This is a genomic window from Streptomyces sp. NPDC101234 (assembly GCF_044767525.1).
In the GTDB taxonomy this organism is placed as follows: domain Bacteria; phylum Actinomycetota; class Actinomycetes; order Streptomycetales; family Streptomycetaceae; genus Streptomyces; species Streptomyces sasae.
Genome location: NZ_JBIWOA010000023.1, coordinates 83,458 through 106,318 on the forward strand (window position 1 = coordinate 83,458; position 22,861 = coordinate 106,318).

24 protein-coding genes are annotated in these 22,861 nt (G+C 72.4%); 6 read left to right on the forward strand and 18 right to left on the reverse strand.

Annotated features, from left to right (window positions below; genetic code table 11):
* Nucleotides 1–34: 34 nt before the first annotated feature.
* The 13 genes from ACIRR9_RS35055 to ACIRR9_RS35115 all read right to left on the reverse strand — a co-directional run bounded on the left by ACIRR9_RS35055 (nt 35) and on the right by ACIRR9_RS35115 (nt 12,210).
* The gene (locus tag ACIRR9_RS35055; protein ID WP_403760340.1) at nt 35–1,216 is read right to left on the reverse strand and encodes a hydroxylase; all 1,182 of its coding nucleotides are present in this window, start codon (nt 1,214–1,216) and stop codon (nt 35–37) included.
* 64 nt (nt 1,217–1,280) lie between these two features.
* A complete protein-coding gene (gene mftF / locus ACIRR9_RS35060; protein ID WP_403760343.1) occupies nt 1,281–2,729 on the reverse strand; it encodes a mycofactocin biosynthesis glycosyltransferase MftF in 1,449 nt (482 codons plus the stop codon).
* A 100-nt stretch (nt 2,730–2,829) separates the two neighbouring features.
* Nucleotides 2,830–3,606 (reverse strand): mycofactocin biosynthesis peptidyl-dipeptidase MftE, encoded by a 777-nt coding sequence (mftE, locus tag ACIRR9_RS35065; protein WP_403760345.1) that lies wholly within the window; start codon nt 3,604–3,606, stop codon nt 2,830–2,832.
* A gap of 17 nt (nt 3,607–3,623) precedes the next feature.
* The gene (gene mftD, locus ACIRR9_RS35070; RefSeq protein ID WP_403760347.1) at nt 3,624–4,859 is read right to left on the reverse strand and encodes a pre-mycofactocin synthase MftD; all 1,236 of its coding nucleotides are present in this window, start codon (nt 4,857–4,859) and stop codon (nt 3,624–3,626) included.
* A complete protein-coding gene (gene mftC / locus ACIRR9_RS35075; protein WP_403760350.1) occupies nt 4,852–6,048 on the reverse strand; it encodes a mycofactocin radical SAM maturase in 1,197 nt (398 codons plus the stop codon). Before mftC ends, mftD begins: the two co-directional genes overlap by 8 nt.
* Nucleotides 6,045–6,320, reverse strand: coding sequence for a mycofactocin biosynthesis chaperone MftB (gene mftB, locus ACIRR9_RS35080; RefSeq protein WP_403760352.1), 276 nt, complete (start codon nt 6,318–6,320; stop codon nt 6,045–6,047). The genes mftC and mftB overlap by 4 nt, the downstream gene beginning before the upstream one ends.
* Nucleotides 6,321–6,329: 9 nt before the next feature.
* Nucleotides 6,330–6,467, reverse strand: coding sequence for a mycofactocin precursor MftA (gene mftA, locus ACIRR9_RS35085; protein WP_365342427.1), 138 nt, complete (start codon nt 6,465–6,467; stop codon nt 6,330–6,332).
* Between the two features lie 196 nt (nt 6,468–6,663).
* Nucleotides 6,664–7,962 (reverse strand): amidohydrolase family protein, encoded by a 1,299-nt coding sequence (locus ACIRR9_RS35090; RefSeq protein WP_403760356.1) that lies wholly within the window; start codon nt 7,960–7,962, stop codon nt 6,664–6,666.
* A gap of 21 nt (nt 7,963–7,983) precedes the next feature.
* Entirely contained in the window at nt 7,984–8,292 is a 309-nt protein-coding gene (locus ACIRR9_RS35095; protein WP_403760358.1) for a hypothetical protein, read from the reverse strand.
* Entirely contained in the window at nt 8,267–8,689 is a 423-nt protein-coding gene (locus ACIRR9_RS35100; protein ID WP_403760361.1) for a hypothetical protein, read from the reverse strand. Before ACIRR9_RS35100 ends, ACIRR9_RS35095 begins: the two co-directional genes overlap by 26 nt.
* The gene (locus ACIRR9_RS35105; RefSeq protein WP_403760364.1) at nt 8,686–9,411 is read right to left on the reverse strand and encodes an ABC transporter ATP-binding protein; all 726 of its coding nucleotides are present in this window, start codon (nt 9,409–9,411) and stop codon (nt 8,686–8,688) included. Before ACIRR9_RS35105 ends, ACIRR9_RS35100 begins: the two co-directional genes overlap by 4 nt.
* The gene (locus ACIRR9_RS35110) at nt 9,408–10,121 is read right to left on the reverse strand and encodes an ABC transporter ATP-binding protein (protein WP_403760367.1); all 714 of its coding nucleotides are present in this window, start codon (nt 10,119–10,121) and stop codon (nt 9,408–9,410) included. The genes ACIRR9_RS35105 and ACIRR9_RS35110 overlap by 4 nt, the downstream gene beginning before the upstream one ends.
* Nucleotides 10,099–12,210: an ABC transporter permease gene (locus ACIRR9_RS35115; protein ID WP_403760369.1), complete on the reverse strand. Its 2,112-nt coding sequence runs from the start codon at nt 12,208–12,210 to the stop codon at nt 10,099–10,101. The genes ACIRR9_RS35110 and ACIRR9_RS35115 overlap by 23 nt, the downstream gene beginning before the upstream one ends.
* A 205-nt stretch (nt 12,211–12,415) precedes the next feature.
* Here ACIRR9_RS35115 and ACIRR9_RS35120 point away from each other — a divergent pair, with 205 nt between their 5' ends.
* The 4 genes from ACIRR9_RS35120 to ACIRR9_RS35135 are packed head-to-tail and all read left to right on the forward strand — an operon-like array spanning nt 12,416 to nt 15,542.
* The gene (locus ACIRR9_RS35120) at nt 12,416–12,832 is read left to right on the forward strand and encodes a nuclear transport factor 2 family protein (RefSeq protein WP_403760371.1); all 417 of its coding nucleotides are present in this window, start codon (nt 12,416–12,418) and stop codon (nt 12,830–12,832) included.
* Nucleotides 12,829–13,926: an acyl-CoA dehydrogenase family protein gene (locus ACIRR9_RS35125; RefSeq protein ID WP_403760374.1), complete on the forward strand. Its 1,098-nt coding sequence runs from the start codon at nt 12,829–12,831 to the stop codon at nt 13,924–13,926. Before ACIRR9_RS35120 ends, ACIRR9_RS35125 begins: the two co-directional genes overlap by 4 nt.
* Before the next feature lie 6 nt (nt 13,927–13,932).
* Entirely contained in the window at nt 13,933–14,736 is an 804-nt protein-coding gene (locus ACIRR9_RS35130) for an acyl-CoA dehydrogenase family protein (protein WP_403760377.1), read from the forward strand.
* Between the two features lie 8 nt (nt 14,737–14,744).
* Entirely contained in the window at nt 14,745–15,542 is a 798-nt protein-coding gene (locus ACIRR9_RS35135; protein WP_403760380.1) for an acyl-CoA thioesterase, read from the forward strand.
* Here ACIRR9_RS35135 and ACIRR9_RS35140 read toward each other — a convergent pair.
* Together ACIRR9_RS35140 and ACIRR9_RS35145 are read right to left on the reverse strand one after the other, a co-directional pair.
* Nucleotides 15,539–16,669, reverse strand: a complete 1,131-nt coding sequence (locus ACIRR9_RS35140; RefSeq protein WP_403760383.1) for a thiolase family protein — start codon at nt 16,667–16,669, stop codon at nt 15,539–15,541. The two genes, ACIRR9_RS35135 and ACIRR9_RS35140, sit on opposite strands and share 4 nt — an antisense overlap.
* Nucleotides 16,662–18,092: a class I adenylate-forming enzyme family protein gene (locus ACIRR9_RS35145; RefSeq protein WP_403760386.1), complete on the reverse strand. Its 1,431-nt coding sequence runs from the start codon at nt 18,090–18,092 to the stop codon at nt 16,662–16,664. Before ACIRR9_RS35145 ends, ACIRR9_RS35140 begins: the two co-directional genes overlap by 8 nt.
* Nucleotides 18,093–18,146: 54 nt before the next feature.
* Here ACIRR9_RS35145 and ACIRR9_RS35150 point away from each other — a divergent pair, with 54 nt between their 5' ends.
* Nucleotides 18,147–18,914: an SDR family oxidoreductase gene (locus ACIRR9_RS35150; protein ID WP_403760389.1), complete on the forward strand. Its 768-nt coding sequence runs from the start codon at nt 18,147–18,149 to the stop codon at nt 18,912–18,914.
* Nucleotides 18,915–18,978: 64 nt separating this feature from the next.
* Here ACIRR9_RS35150 and ACIRR9_RS35155 read toward each other — a convergent pair whose 3' ends face one another.
* The 3 genes from ACIRR9_RS35155 to ACIRR9_RS35165 all read right to left on the reverse strand — a co-directional run bounded on the left by ACIRR9_RS35155 (nt 18,979) and on the right by ACIRR9_RS35165 (nt 22,046).
* Entirely contained in the window at nt 18,979–20,043 is a 1,065-nt protein-coding gene (locus tag ACIRR9_RS35155; protein WP_403760392.1) for a phosphotransferase family protein, read from the reverse strand.
* The gene (locus tag ACIRR9_RS35160; RefSeq protein WP_403760395.1) at nt 20,040–21,365 is read right to left on the reverse strand and encodes an acyl-CoA dehydrogenase family protein; all 1,326 of its coding nucleotides are present in this window, start codon (nt 21,363–21,365) and stop codon (nt 20,040–20,042) included. The genes ACIRR9_RS35155 and ACIRR9_RS35160 overlap by 4 nt, the downstream gene beginning before the upstream one ends.
* Nucleotides 21,366–21,452: 87 nt before the next feature.
* The gene (locus ACIRR9_RS35165; RefSeq protein WP_403760398.1) at nt 21,453–22,046 is read right to left on the reverse strand and encodes a TetR/AcrR family transcriptional regulator; all 594 of its coding nucleotides are present in this window, start codon (nt 22,044–22,046) and stop codon (nt 21,453–21,455) included.
* Nucleotides 22,047–22,093: 47 nt separating this feature from the next.
* Here ACIRR9_RS35165 and ACIRR9_RS35170 point away from each other — a divergent pair, with 47 nt between their 5' ends.
* The gene (locus tag ACIRR9_RS35170) at nt 22,094–22,861 is read left to right on the forward strand and encodes an SDR family NAD(P)-dependent oxidoreductase (RefSeq protein ID WP_403760401.1); all 768 of its coding nucleotides are present in this window, start codon (nt 22,094–22,096) and stop codon (nt 22,859–22,861) included.

Consider the following 22,861-nt stretch of genomic DNA (forward strand, 5'->3'; position numbering starts at 1 on the left):
CGGCCGACGGGCCCGCCGTACAGCGGCGCCGAGGTCAGATCAGGACGCGCATCGCCTCGGGCAGGTCGAGCCCCATCCGGGCCAGGGCGTTCGCGTGGTAGGCCGTGCCGGGCACATGGATCATGTGCTGGAGTCCGACGTGGGCGTCCCGCCAGTAGCGCTGGATCGGGTTGCCGCGCCGGATGGCGTTGCCGCCGGACCGCGCGAAGATCTCGTCCAGCGCGGACACCGCGCGCCAGGCACAACGGACCTGGTTGCGCCGCACGTTCGCGCGGTCCTCGATCGTCACCGGCCTGCCGGCCTCGACCTGGTCGTACAGCCGGCTGATGCCGTCGATGAGCTGGACCCGGGAGGCGGCGATCTCGGCGGCGGCCTCCCCCGCCGCATAGAGCACATACGGGTCGTCGCGCACCTGGACTCCGGTCACGGCCACCCGGTCGCGCTGCTGGGCGAGATGGACGGCGAGCGCGCCCTCGCAGATGCCGACGACCGCCGCGGTGATGCCGAGCGGGAACATCGACGCGAAGGGCAGCCGGTACAGCGGCTCGGTGAGCCCGACCGCCTCCGCCGCGGCTCCCTCCTGGACCGACTCCTGCCTGATGGCGCGGTGTTCGGGGATGAACGCCTTGTCCACGACGACGTCCTTGCTGCCGGTGCCGGACAGCCCGACCACGTCCCAGGTGCCGTCGATGATCTCGTAGTCCGTGCGGGGCAGCACGACGTGCAGCACGGTGATCGGCATGGCGGGCTTGCCCGTTCCGTCCCCGAGGAGCGCCCCGAGGAAGTCCCAGCGGCAGTGGTCGCTGCCCGAGGAGAACGGCCAGCGGCCACTGAGGACATAACCGCCGTCCACCGGCTCGGCGATGCCGCCCGGCATGTAGGGCGAGGCGATCCAGGTGTCCGGGTCGTCGTCCCACACCTCGTGCGGGAGCCGCGGGTCCATCTGGGCCAGTTCCCACGGGTGGACGCCGACGACCCCGCACACCCAGCCGGCGGCACCGTCGTGCCGGGCCACGGCCATCACCGCCTCCGCGAAGTCCCGGGGATGCGCCGCGAATCCGCCGTACTCCTTGGGCTGCAGCAGCCGTACGACCCCCGCGGAACGCAGCAGTTCGACGGTCCGGTCGCTCAGCCTGCCGAGTGACTCGTTCTCGCCGGCGAGTGCGGCCAGTTCAGGACCCGACTCCTCGACACGGTCGACCACTTCATGCGTCACTCCGCACACCTCCTGGTGACTGGTGCCTCGCACGCACCGCCGCGCCGCCCGCGGCGGGGTGGCCTCAGTGTCGGCGGATCCGACCCGGTTCCGCGGGGCGCTTTCCGCTGACCGGGACAGGTGTGCCGGCACGCGTGACACGGGGTCGCAGCGCGGCGGACGAGCGGCCCCTGAGGGCGGAGAACCAGACGCCGGCGCCGTAGGCGAGGTCGTCGAGACGGCGGGCGATGCCGTAGCGGAGTGGATCGAGGGTGGCCTGATCACGACGGTACTCATATGCGATATCGGCCACGGCGGCGATGGCCGTGGCGCGTCGCACCCGGCCGGAGACCGTGCAGCCGACGGCCGTCAGCGGCCACCAGTGGCGGGTCAGCAGCGCGGAGGTCTGTGCCAGGGTGGCAAGGGCGCCGTTGGCGGTGAGCCGTACGGCGAGCCGGTACGGGTGCCGGGTGCCGTCGAGCTTGCGGGCGATGCGTACCGTGACGACGCCGAGGACGGCCGCGCCGGCCGGGACCGACCAGCGCCGGCCGGCGAACAGTACGGCGGCGAACGCCGTGCTCCACGGGGCGAACACGGCGGGTGCGACGAACTCGGGGTGCCGCTCCGCGAGGGGCTGGGCCCCGGTGCCGTAGACGGCCTTGCGCAGCAGCCAGTCCCGGGTGCGCACGCGATGCTCGTGGGCGGCTTGGACGGCCGGTTCGTAGCGCACCCGCCGTCCCTGCGCCACCAGCCGCCAGCACAGGTCGACGTCCTCCCCCACCCGCATGCTGTCGTCGAACCCCTCCCCCAGCGCGTCGACCCGCGCCACGACACAGGCGGAGGACGCCCAGGAGACCGGGGTGCCGGGGCGTACCAGGGCCGGACGGGAGCCGAGGTCGAGGGACGAGCGGGCGTTCTCGTACCGGGCGATCCAGGTCGGGTCGGCGGCGGGCAGGCCGGTGATCCGGGGTACGACGGCCGCGACCAGGGGGTCCGCGAAGTGCCGGAGCAGGGTGGGGACCGTGTCGGGGTCCAGCACGATGTCGGAGTCGGCGAAGACCACGTAGGGCGTGGTGACGAGCCGGAGTCCGGCGTTGCGCGCGCCCGCGGGACCGGAGTTGGCGGCGAGGGCGACGAGCCGGGCACCGTGCTCGGCGGCGACGGCGGCCACCGCGGCGGGGCGGTGTGACGCGTCGTCGACCACGATCACGGGGTGGCCCGCGCCGATGCTCCGCAGCAGGCGGCCGAGTTGGCGCGGGCGGTCCCGGACCGGTACGACGACCGTGTACCGGGGATCGGCGGGCGCGGGGAGCACTTCGGCGACGGGATGGGCCATGCCGGTGTCGAGCAGCCGGTCCGCGAGGAGCGCGCCCGCCGCGTCACGCACGGCAAGCCGCCGGCCCGCGAACAGCCGACGCGCCCTCGGGGTCAGCCGCAGCAGCCGGGTCGGAAACCCACCGAGGAGAGCCGCCCCACCGTCGACGACCCGGGTGTGCCGGTCGAGTTCGACGACGAAGCCGAGGGGGAGCGTCATCGGCGTCGGCCCTCCCACCCGGGTCGAAGCGTCAGCCGCACCGCCCCTCGCGCCCGGAGGGAGGCGCCATCGGCATGCGCCTTGCGACCATGGGTAAGGCTCATCGGCGTACTCCCGGCTGTCCGAGGGGAGTTGTCGCCGGTGTGCCGGTCCTGGTGGGATCGGTCAGTCGGCCCCTGGTGTCGGCGATCCACGCGGTGATGCGGCGGACCGTGACCGACACCATCGCGTCCAGCGCCCGGCGTCCCTCCTCGGCCGAGGCCCCCGCCGGATCACCGAGCACGCCGGAGGGCGAGACGGCGCGGACGCCACGGGCCGTCAACTCCGGGAGGAGCACGGCCAGTGGGCGTGTGTCACCGGCGACGGCGGCGTCGAGGCGCACCCGCTCCGGTTCCAGGTGCAGCAGCACGGACGTCTCCGCCCGGCCGGCGTGCGCGTCGCCCCCCGGCATGTCGCAGCCGGTCCAGACGGCGTCGTGGCCCTCGGCACGCAGCAGGGCGAGGGCCGTGTCGAGGGTGGCCGTGTTGCCGCCGTGGCCGTTGACGAACACCACACGGCCCGCCCACAGCGACAGCGAGCGCGTCAGTTCCACGAGCACCGCGTGCAGCGCCTCGTGCCCGATCGAGACGGTCCCGGGGAAGTCGGCGTGCTCGCCGCTCGCCCCGTAGGCCACCGGAGGCGCCACCCAGGGCGGGCCGCCGTGCGGGGTGTCCGTGGCGAGGGCGGCGGCCGTCCGCCGTGCGACGGCCCCGGCTACGACGGTGTCGGTGTCCAGCGGCAGGTGCGGGCCGTGCTGCTCGGTGGAACCGACCGGCACCAGCACCAGCGCGCCGGAGGGCAGGGCCGGCCAGACGGCGTCGGCCAGGACTCGCGGCATGGCGTCCCCCGGCATGGTCAGGCGGCCGGTGACTCGGGGGCGGCGGCCGGGACGGCCTGCGGAGCCGCCGGTACGTCCCGGCCGCCCAGGGTCAGCCGGAAGCCGGGAGGGATGACCAGGTCGTCGGGGCGGAGTTCGTGCACGGAGGAGTGCCCGAGGCCCAGGACCGCCGAGTCGAGCCCGCCGCGCAGGATGTCCAGGACGTTCTCGACACCGGCCTGTCCGTTCGCCGCGAGGCCCCAGAGATAGGCGCGGCCGATCAGTACGGCGCGGGCGCCGAGGGCGAGCGCCTTGGCCACGTCGCCGCCGCGGCGGACGCCGCCGTCCAGCAGGACCTCGACCTGGTTCCCGACCGCTTCGGCGATCGCGGGCAGGACCCGGATGGTGGCCGGGGTGGTGTCCAGGTTGTTGCCTCCGTGGTTGGACACGGAGAGGGCGGAGACACCGGCGTCGACCGCGCGCTTGGCGTCGTCCACCCGGGTCACCCCCTTGAGCAGGAAGGGGCCGCCCCACTCGGTGCGCAGCCAGGCGACGTCGTCCCAGGTGGGCGGTGCGGTCTGCATCCACTCGCCGTAGGCGCCGAAGAAGGTGGGGGCGTCGGCGCCGGGGGCGGCGAGGTTGGGCACGGTGAGGTCGGGGAGGCGGCCGGAGCGGGCGTACCGCCACAACCAGCCTGCCCTGGGCAGTACTTGGGGGGCGAACCGCAGCATGGTCCTGAGGTCGAGCCTGTCCGGGATGGCGGGGCTGCCCCAGTCGCGGCCGTGGGAGAAGGACCAGTCGAGGGTGACGATGAGGGCCTTGGCGCCGGCGGCCCGCGCCCGGTCCATACGGCGCACCATGGTCTCGCGAGTGCCGCTCCAGTACAGCTGGAAGAACAGGTCCGGCTGGGCTTTTGCGACCTCCTCCACCGGCTTGCCGGCGAAGGAGCTGAGGCCCATGATGACGCCCCGGCTCGCCGCGGCCCGTGCGACGGCCACCTCTCCGTCCGGGTCCACGGCCTGCACTCCGGTCGGCGAGATGAGCACCGGCAGGGACGTGGGCACACCGAGCACGGTGGTGGACAGGTCGCGTTCCGCGTGATGGCCGACGACCCGTGGTGCGAAGCCCAGTTCGGCGAAGGCCGCGATGTTGTCGTCGATCGTGCGGCCGCGCTCCGAGCCCGCGACGAGGGCGCCGTACACCGAACTCGGCAGCTGTCGCCTGGCCCGGCGCTGCGCCTCGGCGACCGTCTCGAACCAGGGGTTCCTAGCCATGCGCGCCGTCCCGTCCCTTCGGTGTGAGCCGCAGTCCGGCCAGCGGGTCCTCGACGCAGTCGCGCACCGGTGCGGTGGTCCGGTGGGAGTGGTCCCCGGACGGCTTGGGAAGTCCGGCCCCGCCGGCCGGGCGCAGGGTGAGCAGTTTCTCGCCGTGTCCCTGGACGCATTCGGGGTCGGGGCCGTCGAGCGGCAGCCCGGTGAAGAACTTCGCGGCCATGCAGCCGCCCTTGCAGCTGTCGTAGAACGCGCAGGACGTGCAGGCGCCGCCGTGCTGCGGGGTGCGCAGCCGCCGGAACAGCTCGGATGCGCGCCAGACCTCGCAAAAGCCGCCCGGTGCACGGACGTTGCCGGCCAGGAACTCCTCGTGGATGGCGAACGGGCAGGCGTAGACGTCCCCTACCGGGTCGATCAGGCAGACGACCCGGCCGGCACCGCAGAGGTTGAGGCCGGGCAACGGCTCGCCGTAACCGGCCAGATGGAAGAAGGAGTCGCCGGTCAGCACGTTGTCGCCGTGTGCCAGCAGCCAGTCGTACAGCTCCCGTTGCTGTCCGGCCGTGGGGTGCAGTTCGTCCCAGACGTCGGCGCCGCGTCCGGAGGGGCGCAGCCGGGTCAGGCGGAGTTGGGCGCCGAAGCGGTCGGCGAGGGCCTTGAAGTCGTCCAGCTGCGGGATGTTGTGCCGGGTGCAGACCACGGAGATCTTGAAGTTGCGCATACCGGCGGCGGCGAGGTGCTCCAGCGCCCGCAGCGCGGTCGCGTACGAACCGGGGCCGCGCACCGCGTCGTTGACGTCGGCGGTGGCGCCGTCGAGGGAGATCTGGACGTCCACGTAGTCGTTGCCGGCGAGCCGCTCGGCCGTCTCCCGCGTGATCCGCACGCCGTTGGTGGAGAACTTCACACCCACGTGGTGGGCGGTGGCGTAGTCCAGAAGCTCCCAGAAGTCGGCGCGCACGGTGGGCTCGCCGCCGCCGATGTTGACGTAGAAGACCTGCATGGCCTCCAGTTCGTCGATGACGGCCTTGGCCTCGGCCGTGCTCAGCTCGCGGGGGTCACGGCGGCCGGAGCTGGACAGGCAGTGGGCGCAGGCCAGGTTGCAGGCGTAGGTGAGTTCCCAGGTGAGACAGATCGGTGCGTCGAGCCCGTACTCGAACAGGTCGACCAGCCGGGACGAGGTGGACGTGGTGGTCATGAGGTCCTCCCGACGACCATCGACGACCGGACGAGTACGGCGAGGGCCCGGCCGTAGCGGGGCACCTCGTGCTCCCCGAGACCGGCGGCCAGGCAGGCGGCACGCGCCGTGGGCGCCTGACCGAGGCCCTGCACGACGGCGAGGAGCCGACGGTCCTTGAGGAACGAGAGTCTGCGGGTGCCGAAGTGGTACAGCAGCGCACCGAAGGGTTCCGGTCGCACCGAGACCCGCGGATGCAGGTCCCAAGCGCGGTCGAGGTCCATTCCTGTCATGGTGCGGGCCTAGTAGACGCCGCACATGCCGTCGATCGAGACCTCCTCCAGGAGGTCCTCCGCCTCGATCAACGAAACGGTGAGCGCGGTGTCGTCCGCGTCGGGGCCGGTCTCCTCGGCCGGGGCGGCGGGGCGGAGCTCGTTCATGCGGATCTCCTCTCGTCGGACACCGCTGACGCTAGGTGACGTGCGGACCCGGTGCGGGGGCCCGTCCCGGCCACCGGGACTCACCGTCGTACGCACCGGTGGCCGCGCCTTGAATCAAGTGAGAAGCACCATCCGGTCCGCTCGAAAGCGGGCGCCCAGGGCACCGGAACCACGGGTGCACCGGGCGCCCGGCAGGTCAGTCCTTGACCATCGCGAGTGCGGCTTCGGCCTTCCTCCGATAAGTGGCCAGTTTCTCCGAGGGGGCGATCACCTGACGGCTGCGCGGCTTTATCGACACATCGTGTCCCGCTGCCGCCCGTCGGAGCGCGCCGACAGTGGCCTCTTCACGCGGGACATGCGTGAAGGGATCGAAGGAATACCAGCGCATCGCGTTGCGGTGCGTCATCTTGTCGATCTCGGCATCGGTCACGTTGTTCGCCGTGAGCACCTCGTGCAGTTCCTCCGGAGCACTGGGCCACATGGAGTCGCTGTGCGGATAGTCCGCTTCCCAGCAGATGTTGTCGATGCCGATCTCGTGACGGAGCTTCACTCCGATGGGATCGGAGATGAAACAGGTCAGGAAGTGCTCGCGGAAGACCTCGGAAGGCAGCTTGCCGCCGAAGTCCTGGAGCGTCCATGCGGCGTGCATCTCGTAGGTCCGGTCGATCCGTTCCAGGAAGTACGGGATCCAGCCGGTCCCGCCTTCGGACAGTGCGATCTTGATGTTCGGGTACTCCTTGAGCACCCGGGACCAGATCAGGTCCGCGGCGGCCTGGACGAGGTTGATCGGCTGGAGGGTGATCATCACGTCGGGCGGGGCGTCGGCGGCGGTGATCGCGAGACGCCCGGAGGAGCCTATGTGCAGGTTCATGACCGTGCCGCAGTCCGTCAGCGCCCGCCATACCGGGTCCCAGTACTCCGAGTGGAAGCTCGGGTAGCCGAGCGGTACCGGGTTCTCCGGGAAGGTGAGCGAGTGGCAGCCCTTCTCGGCGACGCGGCGGATCTCCTGAGCGCACAGTTCGGCGTCCCAGATGGCCGGCAGTGCCATGGGGATGAAGCGGCCGGGGTGGGCGCCGCACCACTCGTCGATGTGCCAGTCGTTGTAGGCGCGTACCAGCGCGAGGGAGAAGTCGGAGTCCTCGGTGGCGAACATGCGGGCGGAGAAGCCCGGGAAGGAGGGGAAGTTCATCTGGGCCAGCACACCGCCGGCGTTCATGTCGGCGACACGCTCGTCGACGTCGTAGCAGCCGGGCCTGATCTCCTCCAGGCCCTGCGGGTCCATGCCGTACTCCTCCTTGGGGCGCCCGGCCACCGCGTTGAGCGCGGCGTTGCCGACCGAACTGTCCCGGAACTGCCAGACGTCGCTGCCGTCCTCGCGGTGGACCAGACGCGGGGCGTCCTTCTTGTAGCGGTCGGGCAGATGGTGGGCGAACAGGTCGGGCGGTTCGATGATGTGGTCGTCGACGCTGATGAGGATCATGTCGTCGCGGTTCATGGCTGCTCCTTGGGGCTTGGGTCAGTCCGAGGCGGGCAGCGCCTTCGGCGCCTTGATCTGCAACGGCTGTCCGCCGTAGGTCAGATGACCTGTACCGGAGGCGGTGCAGAGGAGTTCGAGGGTGTCGGTGGCGTCGACGTACCGCTTCCCGATCAACGTGTCCGGCGGCTTCTCGTCGGACGGTGCCGGGGGTGCCTCCGTGGAGGGCACCATGGGCACGCCACCGCACTCGATCGGGTCGGTCACCCGCTCCGACGCCCGGATGACGATCACACGGGTGGTGGAGCCGGCAGCGGTGAGCTGGTCACCTGGGCGTGGGGGCAGCGCCATTTCGTGAATCTCCTTCGGATACCGGGGACACCATCGGCACAGCGCCGGCGCGATCACCGAACCGCTCCCCCAGCCGGTCCAGTTCGAAGGACTGGCGGGCGAGCCAGAAGCGCAGGAAATTGGTGAGCGAGTAGCGCAGGAACAGCGCGGCTCCCACCACGGTGGCCGCGATGCCGCCGAGCCCGAGGGCGAGCGCGTCGCCCTGGGCGAGGGAACTGTCCGTGGCGTGGGCGAGCGGAAAGGCGAGGCCGCTGAGGACCAGCCCCGCGGTCATGAGCAGTCCGCCGAGTCGGAGCCAGAGGGTGGTGCGGGCCGCCGCGGGGTCGGGAATCTTCAGTTCGGCGAGCTCGCGGACGAACCGGTCCGCCCGCGAAGCCGGTACGGGTACTGACGTCATGGGGCGCTCCCCAGGTAGTAGGAGGAGAGTTCGGCCTGCAGGGAACTGTCGGGGTGCCCCTGCCACTGGACCCGGCCGCTGACGAGAACGGCGGCATGGTCGGCGATCTTGAGTACGGCGGACGCGAACTGCTCGACGACCAGCACCGCGACGCCCTGCCGGGCGATCTCGGCGACGAGTTCGTAGAGTTCGGCGACGACTATCGGCGCGAGCCCCATGGAGAGTTCGTCGATCAGGAGCACGGCGGGGTCGGTGGCCAGGCCGCGGGCGAGGGCGAGCATCTGCTGCTCGCCTCCGGAGAGGGTGCCTGCCTGCTGGGTGCGGCGGGCGGCGAGGACGGGGAAGCGGCCGTACGCGGTCTCCTCGATCTCCTCCCGACGGCGACCGCGGCCGCAGAAGGTCATCATCAGCAGGTTGTCGCGGACGGAGAGGTTGGGGAAGACGCCGCGGCCCTCCGGGATCAGGCAGACCCCGGCACGGGCGAGGCGGCCCGGGCGGATCCCTTCGGCGTCCCGGCCGCCGATCGACAGCCGCCCGCCGCTGGGGGGATGGAGCCCGGCGGCGACCTTCAGGACGGTGGTCTTGCCCGCGCCGTTGGGGCCCAGGAGCGCCACCACCTGCCCGGCGGCGACCGCCAGGTCCACGCCGGGCAGCACGGTGATGCCGTGGTACGCGGCGCTGACGCCGACGAGTTCCAGCAGCGGTGCGTCGGGCACGGTCATGCCTCCCCCAGATAGGCCGCCAGGACGGTCTCGTCCTGTTGGATCCGAGCCGGCGGTCCACAGGCCACGACACGACCGAGGTCGAGGACGTACACGTCGTCGCAGACGGCCATCACCAGACTCATGTCGTGCTCGACCAGGACGACGGCCATGCCTTCCGCCGCCAGTGCGCGCAGCAGGGCCGCGAAGGCCTCCGTCTCCTCGGCGTCCTGTCCGGCGGCCGGCTCGTCGAGGAGCAGGACACGCGGTTCCTGGACGAGGGCACGGCCGACCTCGACGAGGCGGGCGATACCGGTGGGCAGGGCGTCCGCGGGCGCGTCGGCCGTGCCGGTCAGGCCCAGACGCTCCAGTACGGCGTCCGTCGTACGGGTCGCGTGGCGGAGGTCGGGGCCGAGTTCGGCGGCGACGAGGAGGTTGTCGCGGACGGAGAGCCGGCCGAAGAGTTCGAGATGCTGGAAGGTCCGGGACAGGCCGCGCCGGGCCCGGCGGGCGGGGCCCTCACGGGTGATGTCGCGGCCGTCGAGGAGCACCCGGCCGGTCTGCGGGCGGCGGAGCCCGGAGACGGTGTCGAACAGAGTACTTTTTCCAGCCCCGTTGGGGCCGATCAGGCCGGTGACCCGCCCGGCCGCGGCGGCCAGCGACACCCCGTCCAGGGCGCGGCGGCCACCGAAGGCGACGGTGATCTCGTCAACTCGCAGCAGCGGTGGCACGGCTCAGCACCTCCCCGTCCTCGGGCCGCCACGGGCGGCGTACGCCCCACCACTCGGGCGGGATGTCGGCGGGGGCGGCTTCACGTGCGGTGGCGCGGCCGCGCAGGGCCAGGGCCACCAGTACGGCGGTGGCGAACGCCGGCCAGCCGCCTCCTGGGAGGAACACCGCGAGCGCCCAGCACACGGCGAGCGCGCCGAGCAGTGCGGGCAGCAGCAGCCGGTCGCGGCCGAGCGGTGCCCAGTCGGCCCGCAGCCGTGCGATCACACCGCTCGGGCTGTGCGCGAAGCCCATGCCCGCGAGGGCGATGAGAAGGGCGGACAGGTTCTGTGCCCAGGTGCCGAGCCCGTCCAGCAGTTGCGTGGGCACGACGTACGCCAGTCCGGTGAACAGGCCGGTGCCGACCGAGCCGAGGCCGCCGACGACCGCGATCAGGAAGACGGGCAGTCCGGCGACGAGGTTGAACTGGTCGGCGGTGACGGTCTGCAGCTGCATGCCGTAGAGCGCGCCGCCGAGCCCCGCGATGCCCGCGGAGAGGGCGAAGACCGCGACCTTGGCGACCAGCAGGCGGCCGCCGAGCGTGGCGTAGGCGGCCTCGCTGTCGCGCAGGGCGATCAGTCGCCGCCCGAAGCGACCGCGGCGCAGAGCGGCCACACCGAACGAGGTGACGGCCAGGCCGACGGCGGCGAGGACGAGCAGTTCGGCCGGAGAGGTGAGGTGCAGGCCGAACAGGTCCGGGCCGGTCACGGAGACCGAGCCCTGGTCGAAGAGGGCGATGCGCACGCCCAGGACGTCGAAGGCGGGCAGGGTGAAGATCCACCGGTCGAGGACGGTGGCGAAGGCGACGGTGCCGAGGGCCAGGTAGATACCCGAAAGGCGCAGCGCGGGCAGCGCGACCAGGGCGCCGACGGTCGCGGCGACGAGGACGGCGACCGGGAGCGCCCACAGCTCGCCGTGCGCGCCGAGGTGCCCCCACACGACCGCGCCGATTCCGGCGATGGAGAGCTGGCAGAGGGAGACCTGACCGGCGTATCCGGCGAGCGGCACATAGGACAGGGCGATCACGCCGAGCGAGAAGAGCGTGCCGTACGAGATGACCTGGTCCTCGGTGAGCACGCTGACCAGGACCGGCGCGAGGGCCAGGACGGAGCCCGCGAGGACCAGGCTGCCGCGCCTGCCCGGTAGCGGGACGCGGACCACCGTACGGTCGCGGCCGCGCAGTCGGCGGTGCGGGAAGGCGAGCAGGGCCAGGAAGAGCAGCAGGGCGGGGGCGGCCAGGCGCAGGCCGGGGAGATAGTCGTTCTGCGGGAGGTAGCCCGCGAGGTAGGCCTCCAGGAGGCCGACGACGACCGCGCCGAGGAAGGTGAGGGGCAGGCTGCGCAGTCGTCCGAAGACGGCGGCGGTGTAGGCGCTGACGATGAGCAGGGAGAGCTGCTGGGCGTCGAGCGCGACGGTGGGGGCGATGAGGATGCCGCCGACGGCGGCGAGCTGGATGCCGAGCACCCAGGCCAGCCGGCCGGCGCGCAGCGGGTCGGCGCCGGTCAGCCCGGCGAGGGCGCGGTCGTCGACGGAGGCACGCATCTCCGTGCCGGCCCGGGTGTGGTGGAGCAGGAGCCACAGGCCGACGGCGATGGCCGACGCGGTCGCCATGGTGATCGCCTGGTGCCAGGTGACGACGGCCGGTCCGAGGTGGACGGCCGGCTCACCGGCGAAGAACGGGGTGAGCGGGCGGGGTGTGTTCGGGTCCCAGACCCAACGGGCGAGCGCGATGCAGCCGGCGAGCAACGCGACCGTCATGACCAGGCGTTCGGCCTCTCCCAGGGCTTGTACGGGGCGCATCAGGACGCGTTCGACGAAGAGTCCGAAGGCGGGCGCCAGGACGAGGAGCACGACGGTCAGCGCGACCGGTACCGGCCAGCCCCAGCCGACGGCCAGCTGCCAGTAGGCGAAGGCCGCGAGCATTCCGGCCGCGCCGTGGGCGAAGTTGAAGACCCCGGCCGTGGTGTGGGTGAGCACCAGGCCGCTACCGATCACGGCGTAGATGGCGGCGGTGCTCAGGCCGACCACCGTGAAGGCCAGGAACTGATCCATGGATTGGAAACTAGCTTCTCACTAGAGGAGAATCAACCATTCGCACAAGGGGAGGTTCCTTCACGCCGGTCCGGGGGCACACCGGTCCACGGCGCACACCGGCCGCAACTCCGGCGAGCTGCGGCGTTGACGGCGGCAACCACACGTGGAAGCGTGATACTCGATTTCGAGAATCACATTCTCATCCAGTTGCCATGGAGGCCCCTTGAGTGCCACCGACGACCTGATCGAGATCCAGCAGCTCCTCGCCCGGTACGCGGTCGCCATGACCCGTGGTGACGTGGACCGGGTGCTGGGCGTCTTCACCCCGGACGGCAGCTACAGCGCGTTCGGCGACACCTACCCGCTGGACGAGTTCCCGGCGCTGATCGCCGCCGCTCCCAAAGGCCTCTTCCTGGTCGGCACACCGGAGGTCGAGCTCGACGGCGACACCGCCACCGGCACCCAGCCGCTGTGCTTCGTCGAGCACTCCGAACACCGGATGCGCATCGGCTACTACAACGACACCTACGCCCGCACCCCGGACGGCTGGCGGCTGCACACCCGGGCGATGACCTTCATCCGCCGCAGCGGCGCCCACGACTCGGGCCGCCCGCACGCCTTCGACCGCACCCGGTCATGAGGACCGACGCGTTCCGGCGGGGTCTGCGCGCCTGGCTGGACGACAACGATCTGACGCCACCGCCCCATGACTCCCTCGATGCCCAGGTCACTCAACTGGCGCGGGTGCGCGAGGCGTTGTGGGAGGCGGACTGGATGCGGTACGGCTGGCCGCGTGCGGTGGGCGGCCTCGGCGGGAGCGGCACGCTGCGCGCGGTACTCGGCGAGGAGGTCGCCTCGCGGGCCCTGGCCGAGCCCGGCATCTGGTCGATGGTCGAGGTGCTGGTACCCACCGTCGTCGACTACGCGCCGCCCGCGCTCGCCGCCGAGATGGTGCCGCGGCTGCTGTCGGGCCGGGAGCAGTGGTGCCAAGGCTTCTCCGAACCGGGTTCGGGCAGTGACCTGGCCTCACTGTCCACGCGGGCGGTGCCCGACGGGGACGACGTCTGGGTGGTGTCCGGCCAGAAGGTGTGGACGAGCCTCGCCCAGTACGCGGCCCGCTGTGTCCTGCTGGCCCGCACCGGAGGACCGGGCCACGCCGGCATCAGCGCCTTCCTCGTCGACATGGACAGCCCCGGCATCACCGTACGGCCGCTGCGCACGATGCACGGCGTCGACGAGTTCGCCGAGGTCTTCCTCGACGACGTACGCGTACCGGCGCACCGCATGCTGGGCACCCCCGGCGACGGCTGGCGACTGGCGATGGACCTCCTGCCCCACGAGCGGTCCACCTGCTTCTGGCACCGCACCGCCCACCTCTACCGCACCCTTGACCGCCTGCTGGCCGACGACTGTGAGCCGGACGCCGACGCCCTCGGCGCCGTCTGGCTCGACCTGCACACCGTGCGCTGCCGCTCGGCCGCGACCCAGCGGAGGCTGGCGGCGGGCGGACGGCTCGGCCCGGAGACGTCCGTCGACAAGATCCTCCTGGCCACCGCCGAGCAACGGCTGTTCGACACCGCGCGCGACCTCCTGCCGGGCACCATCGAGCTGGCCGAGGACGCCGGGTGGCGCACCGGATACCTCTACTCGCGGGCCGCCACCATCTACGGCGGCACCGCCGAGATCCAGCGCAACATCGTCGCCCGGCGCCTGCTCGGCCTCGGAAGGGAGTGACAGGCAGTGGACACCGCCGAACGCGGACTTCTGGAAGAGGCGCTGCGCAAGACCATGACGACGAGCGAGCCCGGCGCCGGGCTCGACGCCGCGCTCGCCGACCTCGGCTGGACGCAGATGCTCGCCGAGGAACCTGACACCGCCGTCCCGCTGGTCTTCCGGCTGCTCGGGGAGACGGGGGCGCAGTCCGCCGTCCTCAACGACGTCGTCCTGCACGCGGCCGGGCGGCCCGTCGGAGGGACGCTGCCGCTGCCGTACGCGGGCGGACTGTGGGTGGAGTGGGCGCGGGACGGCTCGCCGGGAGCGGGTGCGCTCGACCCCGGGCTGCCGCTGCGCCGGGTGGACCCGGGCGAGGCTGTCCCGCTCGGTGCCGTCCCGCTCGGTGCCGGGTGGCGGGCGCTGGGCTGGTGGCTGCTGGGCACCGGCCGTGCCATGCTCGGACTCGCCCGTGAACACGTCCTGGACCGACAGCAGTTCGGGCGGCCGCTCGCCTCCTTCCAGGCGCTGCGTCACCGGCTCGCCGAGGCCTTCGTGGCGTTGGAGGGGGCCGAGGCGGCTCTGGGCGCGGCCGAGGACGACACCGGCGCGCTGCTGGCCAAGGCCGCGGCGGGGCGGGCCGCCCTCACCACGGCCCGCCACTGCCAGCAGGCCCTCGGCGGGATCGGCTTCACCGCGGAGCACGCGCTGCACCGGCACGTAAAACGGGCCCTCGTCCTCGACGGACTGCTCGGCTCGACCCGCGAACTGACCCGTGAGGCAGGCGCCTTGCTGTTGCGCGAACGCCGGGCGCGCCGCCTCGTCGACCTGTGAGGAAGCACGTGACCACGGATCTCTGGAAAGATCTCCTCAGCTGCCTCGACCTCTCCGCCCGAGCCGTCGGCACTTATGACGGCCGCTCACAACAGCTCGCGTACCGGCGGCTGTTCGGTGGTCAGTTCCTCGCCCAGTTCGCGCGGGTCGCCTGTCTGGCCGCGCCCGGCAAGGCCCTGAAGTCGCTGCACACGCAGTTCCTGCGGGAGGGCCGGACCGGGGAACCGGTGCGCTACGAGACCGAAATTCCGCAGCAGGGCCGTACCTTCGCGACCGTACGGCTCACCGCGCGCCAGGAGCACGGAGTCGTCGCGGTGGCGAGCGCGAGCCTGCATGTGCGGGAGGAGGGCCCGGACCGGCAGACGGTGGAGCCCGTACCGGCGCTGCCCGGCCCGGAGCGGACCGTCGAACTCGGGCTGCTGCCCTGGGAGTCGCGGGCCGCCACCGACCTCGACACCGCGAAGCCGGAGCCGCCCGCCCATGAGTTGTGGACGCGCATCCCGGCCGCCTCGCCCGATCTTGCGCCCGCGCTGCTCGCCTACGCCACCGATCTGACCTTGATCGGCACGGCGCTGCGCCCAGTGGAGGGCGTCACCCAGGCGGACTCGGGCGTGGCGTTCGCCTCGGCGGTGACCGCGCACACCGTATGGTTCCACCGCCCGTTCGGCACCGGGCGGTGGCTGCTGCTGCGCCAGCACAGCCCGCTGGCAGCGCACGGGCGGTGCTTCGGACGCGGGGACGTTCTGGGTGAGGACGGGATGCTCCTGGCCTCCTATGCGCAGGAGTCACTACTGCGCTTCGGCTAGGGCGCGGGCACCTCCAGGACCAGGGCGGATCCCATGCCGCCGCCCGCGCACATCGCGGCCACGCCCACTCCTCCGCCCCGGCGGCGCAGTTCGTGGACGAGTGTGACGACCATGCGCGCGCCGGTGGCGGCCACGGGGTGGCCGAGCGAGCAGCCGCTGCCGTTGACGTTCACCGTGTCCGGGTCGAGGCCGAGGCGGCGGATCACGGCGACCGGTACGACGGCGAAGGCCTCGTTGATCTCGAAGAGGTCCACGTCGGGGACGGACATCCCGGCCCGTTCCAGCGCCTTGGGGATGGCGTGCACGGGCGTCAGCCCGGTCTCGGCCGGGTCCAGGGCGACCGAGGCCCAGGAGCGCACCCGGGCCAGTGCGGGCAGGCCGAGCCGCTCGTCGGCGACCGCGACGGCGGCGGAGGCGTCGTTGGTGCCGCTGGCGTTGCCGGCCGTGATCGAGAAGCCCTCGATCTCAGGGTGCAGCGGTTTGAGCGCGGCCAGCCGTTCCGCGCTGGTGTTACGGCGCGGGTGCTCGTCGGCCTCGAAGGCGCCGTACGGCGTGTCGACGGGCACGATCTCGTCCTTGAAGCGGCCCTCGTCCTGGGCGCGCACGGCGTTGCGGTGTGACCGCAGCGCCCACGCGTCCATCTCCTCGCGCCCGATGCCCTCCTGCACGGCCGTGTTCCAGCCCACGGTGATCGACATGTCCAGGTTGGGCGCGTCCGGGCGGTCCGGGTGGGTCGGGGGCACCCAGTGTTCGGTGTCCAGGAAGGACGACTTGGGCGCGGTGGAGAAGGAGTGGACGCCGCCGGCGAGGACGAGGCGGTCCATGCCGGCCCTGATGGAGGCCGCCGCGGTCTGTACGGCGGCCAGTCCGGCGGCGCAGTGCCGGTTCAGGGCGAGGCCGGGCACGCGGGGCAGCCCGGCGGTGAGGGCGGCGTGCCGGGCGACGACGCCGCCGCCGTAGTGGGACTCGGCGAGCACCACGTCGTCGACGAGGTCGGGGTCCAGTCCCTCCGCGACCGTAGAGACGATGCGGTCGGCCAGGTCGTAGGCGGTGGTGCTGCGCAGGGTGCCTTTGAACGCGGTGCCGATCGGTGTGCGCAGGGCGGTGACGATCACGGCCTCAGACATCGGCGGTCTCCTCCAGTTCGGCGACGAGGGTCCGGCGCAGGAGCTTGCCGGTGGGGGTGCGGGGCAGTTCTGTGCGGAAGACGACGACATCGGGCGTCTTCGAGGAGCGGAGGTGGCGGCGGGCGAAGGCACGGATGTCCGCCGGGTCCCCCGAGCCGACCAGGACAGCCACCAGCCGCTGCCCCCACTCGGGGTCGGGGACGCCGAGGACGGCGGCCTCCCGCACCCCCGGGTACTGGAGGAGCACGTCCTCGATCTCGGCGGGGGCGATGTTCTCGCCGCCGCGGATGATCGTGTCGTCGGCGCGTCCCTCGACGAACAGGTAGCCCGCGTCGTCGAGTCGGCCCCGGTCGCGGGTGGCGAACCAGCCCCGGTCGTCGAGCGCCCGGGTGCCGGCGTACTCCCCCGAGATCTGCTCGCCGCGTACGAAGACGAGCCCCGTCTCGCCCGGCCCGAGCACCTTGCCGTCCTCGTCCCGGATCTCGACCTCGATCCCGGGCAGCGCACGGCCGACGGAACCGAGCCGGGCCCGTACGGCCGGGTCCTCGGAGACCAGGGCCTGCCAGTGGTCGTCGGGGCCGAGGACGCAGATGGAGGAGGCGGTCTCCGTGAGGCCGTACGCGTTGACGAAGCCGGTCTCCGGGAACTGCCGCAGCGCCCGCTCCACCACCGGGCGCGGGGTGCGTGCTCCGCCGTAGGCGAGGCTGCGCAGGGTGGGTGTCCCGGCCCGGTTCTCGCCGAGATCGGCGGTGATACGGGCGAGCATGGTCGGCACCAGCATGGCGTGGGTGACGCGCTCGCGGCGGACCGTGGCCAGCCAGTCGGCCGCCTCGAAGGAGGCCTGGTAGACGATCCGGCGGCCCGCGTAGAGGTTCGTCAGCAGGTTCATCAGCCCGGCGACGTGGTACGGCGGGAGCGCCACCAGGGTCGCGTCGTCGGCCTCGGCCGAGCCGAAGTCCTGGGTGTTGAAGACATAGGCGAGCAGGTGGCGATGGCGCAGCAGTGCCGCCTTGGGGGCGGAGGTGGTGCCGCTGGTGTAGAGGATGACGGCGGTGGCGTCCCGGTCGTCGGGGGCCGGCCGCCACTCGGCCTCGCCGGATGGCGCGAGGAGGGCGTCGAGGTCGTCCGGGCCGAGGAGAGCGGCGCCCGGGTGCTGCTCCCGCAGGGCCGCCAACTGCTCCCCTCCCAAACGGTAGTTGAGGGGGATGAAGGGAACTCCGGCCAGGGCCGCGCCGAACAGGGCGACCGGGTAGGCGAGGTGGTTGACGCCGAGGTAGAGGACCGCGGGGCGGTCGCGGAAGCGGTCGGCCGCATGACGCGCGAGGCGCTGGAGTTCGGCGGCGGAGAGCGAACGGCCGCCCTCGGTGACGGCCGGCCGGTCCCCCGCGGAAGCGGCCATTTCCAGGATCACGGCTATGTTCATGAGAATGGCATTCTCTTACACTCAGAGGCTCACTAGCAAGAGAGGGGAACGGCAATGCTCATCGAGGGTTCCTCGGCCCTGGTGGTCGGCGGCGCGGGCGGGCTGGGCGAGGCGACGGTACGGCGGCTGCACGCGACGGGCGTCCGGGTCGTGGTCGCCGACCTGGCCGACGACAAGGGCAAGGCGCTTGAGGAGGAGCTGGGGGTGCGGTACCTCCGCACGGACGCCACCGACGAGGACTCGGTGGCCTCGGCGGTCGAAGTGGCCGAGGGCGTGGGTGAGTTCCGTACGGCGGTGGACTGTCACGGCGGGCCTGCGCACGGCGGCCGGCTCGTCGGCAGGGACGGGGCGCCGCTGGACCTCGCCGGGTTCCGCACCACGGTCGACGTCTATCTCACGGGGGTGTTCAACGTGCTGCGGCTGGCCGCCGCGGGCATCGCCCGCACCGCTCCCGTCGGGGAGGACGGCGGGCGCGGGGTGATCGTGACGACGTCGTCGATCGCGGCGTACGAGGGCCAGATCGGCCAACTGCCGTACGCCGCGGCGAAGGGCGGGGTGAGCGCGATGACCCTGGTGGCCGCCCGCGACCTGGCGCCGCTGGGCATCCGGGTGGTGTCGATCGCGCCCGGCACGGTCCTCACGCCCGCGTACGGCAAGGCCGCCGACCAGCTGGAGGCGTACTGGGGACCTCAGGTGCCCCACCCGCGCCGGATGGGACACCCCGAGGAGTTCGCCGCCCTGGTCCAACACCTGTGCGAGAACCCCTACCTCAACGGCGAAGTGATCCGCCTGGACGGGGCATTGCGGTTTCCCCCGAAGTGAAGCGCCCCGTCAGCGGCGCGGGGAACTGCGCGACCAGCCACGACGGCGCCGCGGAGGACCGACATCAGTCACCCCCCATCTCCTGCAGCGCCTTCTCCCAAAGCCACCCGGCATACGCATGAAACGCGTCCCCCATCCTCCGGTTCAGCTTCCCCGCCAGCGCACGGGAATGGCTGCCCTCCAGCAGCGCGGCGAGCCGGAAGCAGGCCAGGACCTGGTACCAGCGGAAGGCGGAGACGTCCCGGCCGGTCCGCTCGGCGTAGTACGCGACGAGCTCGGCACGGGACGGCATCCCGTCCCAGGGCTGGAGCTGCGGGTCGCTGCCGGGCGGGTCGCCGGGCTCCCGCCAGGCCGTGAGGATCCAGGCCAGGTCGAGGAGCGGGTCGCCGAGGGAGGCCATCTCCCAGTCGACGACGGCGGCGAGGCGCGGGGCATCGTGGGCGAACATGACGTTGGCGAACTGCAGGTCGCCGTGGACGATCCCCGTCGCGCCCTGTTTCGGGGCGTGCGCGACCAGCCAGTCGGCGACGGTGTCGACGTGCGGGCTCTCGCTCTCCAGATAGGCGGGATCGGCGCGGTAACCGTGAAGCATCTTCAGGTACTTGGGGGTCTGCCGCTCCAGCCAGCCGTCCGGACGGCCCAGGTCGGCCAGATCATGCGCGCCGGGGTCCACCGCGGCCAGCCGTGCGGCGCCGTCGACGAAGGCGAAGGCGACCGCGCGCCGCCACTCCGGGTCCTCGGCGTACCGGCCGGGGAGCTGCCCCCGGGGCATGAAGCCGTCGATCTTCTCCAGGACGGAGAAGGGCGCACCGAGCACCGACTCGTCCTGGACACTGGCGTACAGGTGCGGGTGCGGTACGTCGGTGGCGGCGAGGGCGCCCAGAACGCGGCCCTCGCGGCGGAAGGCGTCGGAGGCACCGGCCCGGAGGTGCCGGCCGGGGCGGCGCAGGACGAGTTCGGTGCCGTCGGCCCGTCGGAGGGTGAACAGGAGGTTCTGCGCCCCGCCGGTGAGGGGTTCCAGGGCGGTGACGGGGCCGTCGCCGGGGAGGTCGGCGAGGCCGGGCCAGGCGTTGAGGCGGTCGAGGTCGGGTGTCGTGTCGTCGGGGCCGTGCGCCTCGCTAGTGCTCACCAGGTCACCGCCGTCCCCTTCAGGCGGTCCGCGTATTTCGCGCGGGCCGCGGCCAGCCGGGTGGGCAGGTGCGCGGAGCCGAAGAACCGGTCCTCGGCCGGGGTCGCGTCCTTCAGCAACAGCCGGGCTATGACGTCCTGGTGGGCCTCGGTGGGGCCGTCGGCGACACCGAGGGTGGGGCCGGAGTGCCACATCTTGGCCAGGGGCAGCTCGTTGGAGACGCCGAGCGCGCCGTGGAGGTGCAGGGCCCGGTAGGCGACGTCGACGAGGACCTTGGGGGTGGCTACCTTGACGCCGGAGACGTGCAGCCGGGCCCGGCGGGCGTCGGCCGGGTCACCGGTCTCGGCCGCCCGGTCCGTCTGCCAGGCGGCGTGCAGGACCTGGAGGCGGAACTGCTCGATCTGCACCCAGGTGTCGGCCAGTTGGTGGCGTACGGCCTGCTGGTCGGAGAGCGGGCCGCCACGGGTGCGCCGGGAGGCGATCCGCTCGGTCATCATCTCCAGGGCGCGCCGGCACTGGCCGACCGAGCGCATCGCGTGGTGCAGTCGGCCGCCGCCGAGGCGGGTCTGCGCGATGAGGAACCCCGAACCGGGCTCGCCCAGCAGGTTCGCCGCCGGCACCCGGCAGTCGGTGAACCGGAGGTAGGCGTGGACGCCCTCGCCGAGCGGCTCACCGGCCATACCCGTGCCGCGCACCATCTCCATGCCGGGTGTGCCGGCCGGGACCAGGATCATGGACGCGCCCTTGTGCACGGGCACATCGGGGTCGGTGACCACCATGGCGATGACGAAGGCCGCGTGGGGGTAGTTGGAGGCGAACCACTTCTCGCCGTCGATCACCCATTCCTCGCCGTCACGGACGGCGCGGCAGGTGAAGCCGCCCGGGTCAGCGCCGCCGGTCGGTTCGGTCATCGCGAAGGTGGACACGATCCGCCCGTCGAGCAGCGGCTCCAGGTACTCCTTGCGCTGTTCCTCGGTGGCGTAGTGGGCGAGGATCTCCGCGTTGCCGGAGTCGGGGGCCTGGGTGCCGAACACCATCGGCGCCCAACTCGACCGGCCGAGGATCTCGTTGAGCAGGCCGAGCTTCACCTGTCCCATACCCGTGCCGCCGAGCGAGGGCGACAGGTGAGCGGCCCACAGCCCCTGTTCGCGCACCTGGCGCTGCAACGGACGGACCACTTCCCGGAAGACCTCGCTGTCGCGGGCGTACGGCTCGGCGTTGCCCGGGAACAGGACGTCGAGCGGCTCGATCTCCTCATGGACGAACCCCGCGGCCCAGTCGAGCTTCTCCTGGAACGCGGGGTCGGTACTGAAGTCCCACATGACGCATCCACCTTCCTCCAGAATGCCGTTCTGAAATTAGCAGAACGGCATTCTCGCGTCCAGCAACAGGGCGCCGAACAAAGGGACTCACCCCCTGCGGGGATCCGGTGCGCGCACGCCCGCGAGCAGGAAGCCGACCAGGTGCTCGGTCTCGGCGCGCCCGGGCACCTCCTCGGTGAACAGCCAGTACTGCAGGGCCGCGACGACCGCACCGGCCGCGGTCCGGGCGGATCGCATCGGGTCTCCCGACCCCAACTCGGCCGCAGGCTGGGCGAACAGCGCGGCCAGGGCGTCCACCAGCGCGACGGTGACATGCGAGGCCCGGGGCGCATGGCCGGTGGCGTTGGCCAGCACCGCCCGAGTCTGCCGGGCCAGGGTCGCATCGGCTGCCTGCCGTACGACCGCTTCGAGGCCCGCTCGCAGCCGCGCCTCCGGGCCCCGCCCGGCCGCCTGGGCGATCCGATGCCGGACGTACCCGACGAGGGTGCGCGCGCCGCGCTCGACGATGGCCTCGACCAGGGCGTCCTTGCTGGCGAAGGAGCGGTAGAAGGCGTCGTTCGACAGCCCCGCGGCGGCCACGATGTCGGCCACCCGGGGCCGGCGTCCACCGCCCGCCACCATCAGGGCCAGTCCGGCGTCCAGCAACGCCTCGGCATCACGGTCCCGAATGTTATTCTGCACATTGGAGAACGCTACTCTCACATTCGAGAACGCTCCAGGAGGCGGCCATGGGCCACGCGGACGAACTGTTCGACCTCTCCGGCCGGGTGGTCCTCGTCACCGGCGGCAGCCGGGGGCTGGGGCGGGCGATGGCGTTCGCGGCGGCCCGCTGCGGTGCGGACGTGGTCGTCGCCAGCCGGAAGTACGACGCCTGCGCTGCGGTGAGCACCGAGATCGAGAAGGAGACGGGACGCTCGGCGCTCCCGTACGCCGTCCACGTGGGCCGCTGGGACGAGCTGCCCGGCCTGGTCGACGCCGTCTACGGGCGCTTCGGCAGGCTCGACGCGCTGGTCAACAACGCCGGGATGTCCCCCGTCTACGACGACCTGACCGAGGTCACGGAGAAGATGTTCGACGCGGTGCTGGGCCTCAACCTCAAGGGGCCGTTCCGGCTGTCCGTGCTGGCCGGGGCCCGGATGGCCGAGGCCGGGGGCGGCACGATCGTCAACGTCAGTTCCACCGGCTCGGTCCGGCCGCGTCCGGCGATCGTGCCGTACGCGGCCGCCAAGGCGGGACTCAATGCGGTGACCGTGGGACTTGCGCAGGCGCTCGGCCCGGCGGTGCGGGTCAACACACTGATGTGCGGCCCGTTCGCCACCTGGGCCACCCGCGGCTGGCAGCAGGACCCGGAGCAGCTCGCCGAGGGGGTCCGGGCGCACGCGCTGCAACGCATCGGGGACCCGCGCGAGGTCGTGGGCGCCGCGCTCTACCTGATGTCGGACGCGTCCTCGTACACCAGTGGGGCGACGCTGCGGGTGGACGGCGGGATGCCGTGA

Bases quoted from the DNA above. Each gene is read 5' to 3' on its own strand.
- mftF (WP_403760343.1), bottom strand. From the start codon at position 2,729: ATGACGCTCCCCCTCGGCTTCGTCGTCGAACTCGACCGGCACACCCGG.
- mftE (WP_403760345.1), bottom strand. From the start codon at position 3,606: ATGCCGCGAGTCCTGGCCGACGCCGTCTGGCCGGCCCTGCCCTCCGGC.
- mftD (WP_403760347.1), bottom strand. From the start codon at position 4,859: ATGGCTAGGAACCCCTGGTTCGAGACGGTCGCCGAGGCGCAGCGCCGG.
- mftC (WP_403760350.1), bottom strand. From the start codon at position 6,048: ATGACCACCACGTCCACCTCGTCCCGGCTGGTCGACCTGTTCGAGTAC.
- mftB (WP_403760352.1), bottom strand. From the start codon at position 6,320: ATGACAGGAATGGACCTCGACCGCGCTTGGGACCTGCATCCGCGGGTC.
- mftA (WP_365342427.1), bottom strand. From the start codon at position 6,467: ATGAACGAGCTCCGCCCCGCCGCCCCGGCCGAGGAGACCGGCCCCGAC.
- ACIRR9_RS35090 (WP_403760356.1), bottom strand. From the start codon at position 7,962: ATGAACCGCGACGACATGATCCTCATCAGCGTCGACGACCACATCATC.
- ACIRR9_RS35095 (WP_403760358.1), bottom strand. From the start codon at position 8,292: ATGGCGCTGCCCCCACGCCCAGGTGACCAGCTCACCGCTGCCGGCTCC.
- ACIRR9_RS35100 (WP_403760361.1), bottom strand. From the start codon at position 8,689: ATGACGTCAGTACCCGTACCGGCTTCGCGGGCGGACCGGTTCGTCCGC.
- ACIRR9_RS35105 (WP_403760364.1), bottom strand. From the start codon at position 9,411: ATGACCGTGCCCGACGCACCGCTGCTGGAACTCGTCGGCGTCAGCGCC.
- ACIRR9_RS35115 (WP_403760369.1), bottom strand. From the start codon at position 12,210: ATGGATCAGTTCCTGGCCTTCACGGTGGTCGGCCTGAGCACCGCCGCC.
- ACIRR9_RS35125 (WP_403760374.1), top strand. From the start codon at position 12,829: ATGAGGACCGACGCGTTCCGGCGGGGTCTGCGCGCCTGGCTGGACGAC.
- ACIRR9_RS35140 (WP_403760383.1), bottom strand. From the start codon at position 16,669: ATGTCTGAGGCCGTGATCGTCACCGCCCTGCGCACACCGATCGGCACC.
- ACIRR9_RS35145 (WP_403760386.1), bottom strand. From the start codon at position 18,092: ATGAACATAGCCGTGATCCTGGAAATGGCCGCTTCCGCGGGGGACCGG.
- ACIRR9_RS35150 (WP_403760389.1), top strand. From the start codon at position 18,147: ATGCTCATCGAGGGTTCCTCGGCCCTGGTGGTCGGCGGCGCGGGCGGG.
- ACIRR9_RS35160 (WP_403760395.1), bottom strand. From the start codon at position 21,365: ATGTGGGACTTCAGTACCGACCCCGCGTTCCAGGAGAAGCTCGACTGG.
- ACIRR9_RS35170 (WP_403760401.1), top strand. From the start codon at position 22,094: ATGGGCCACGCGGACGAACTGTTCGACCTCTCCGGCCGGGTGGTCCTC.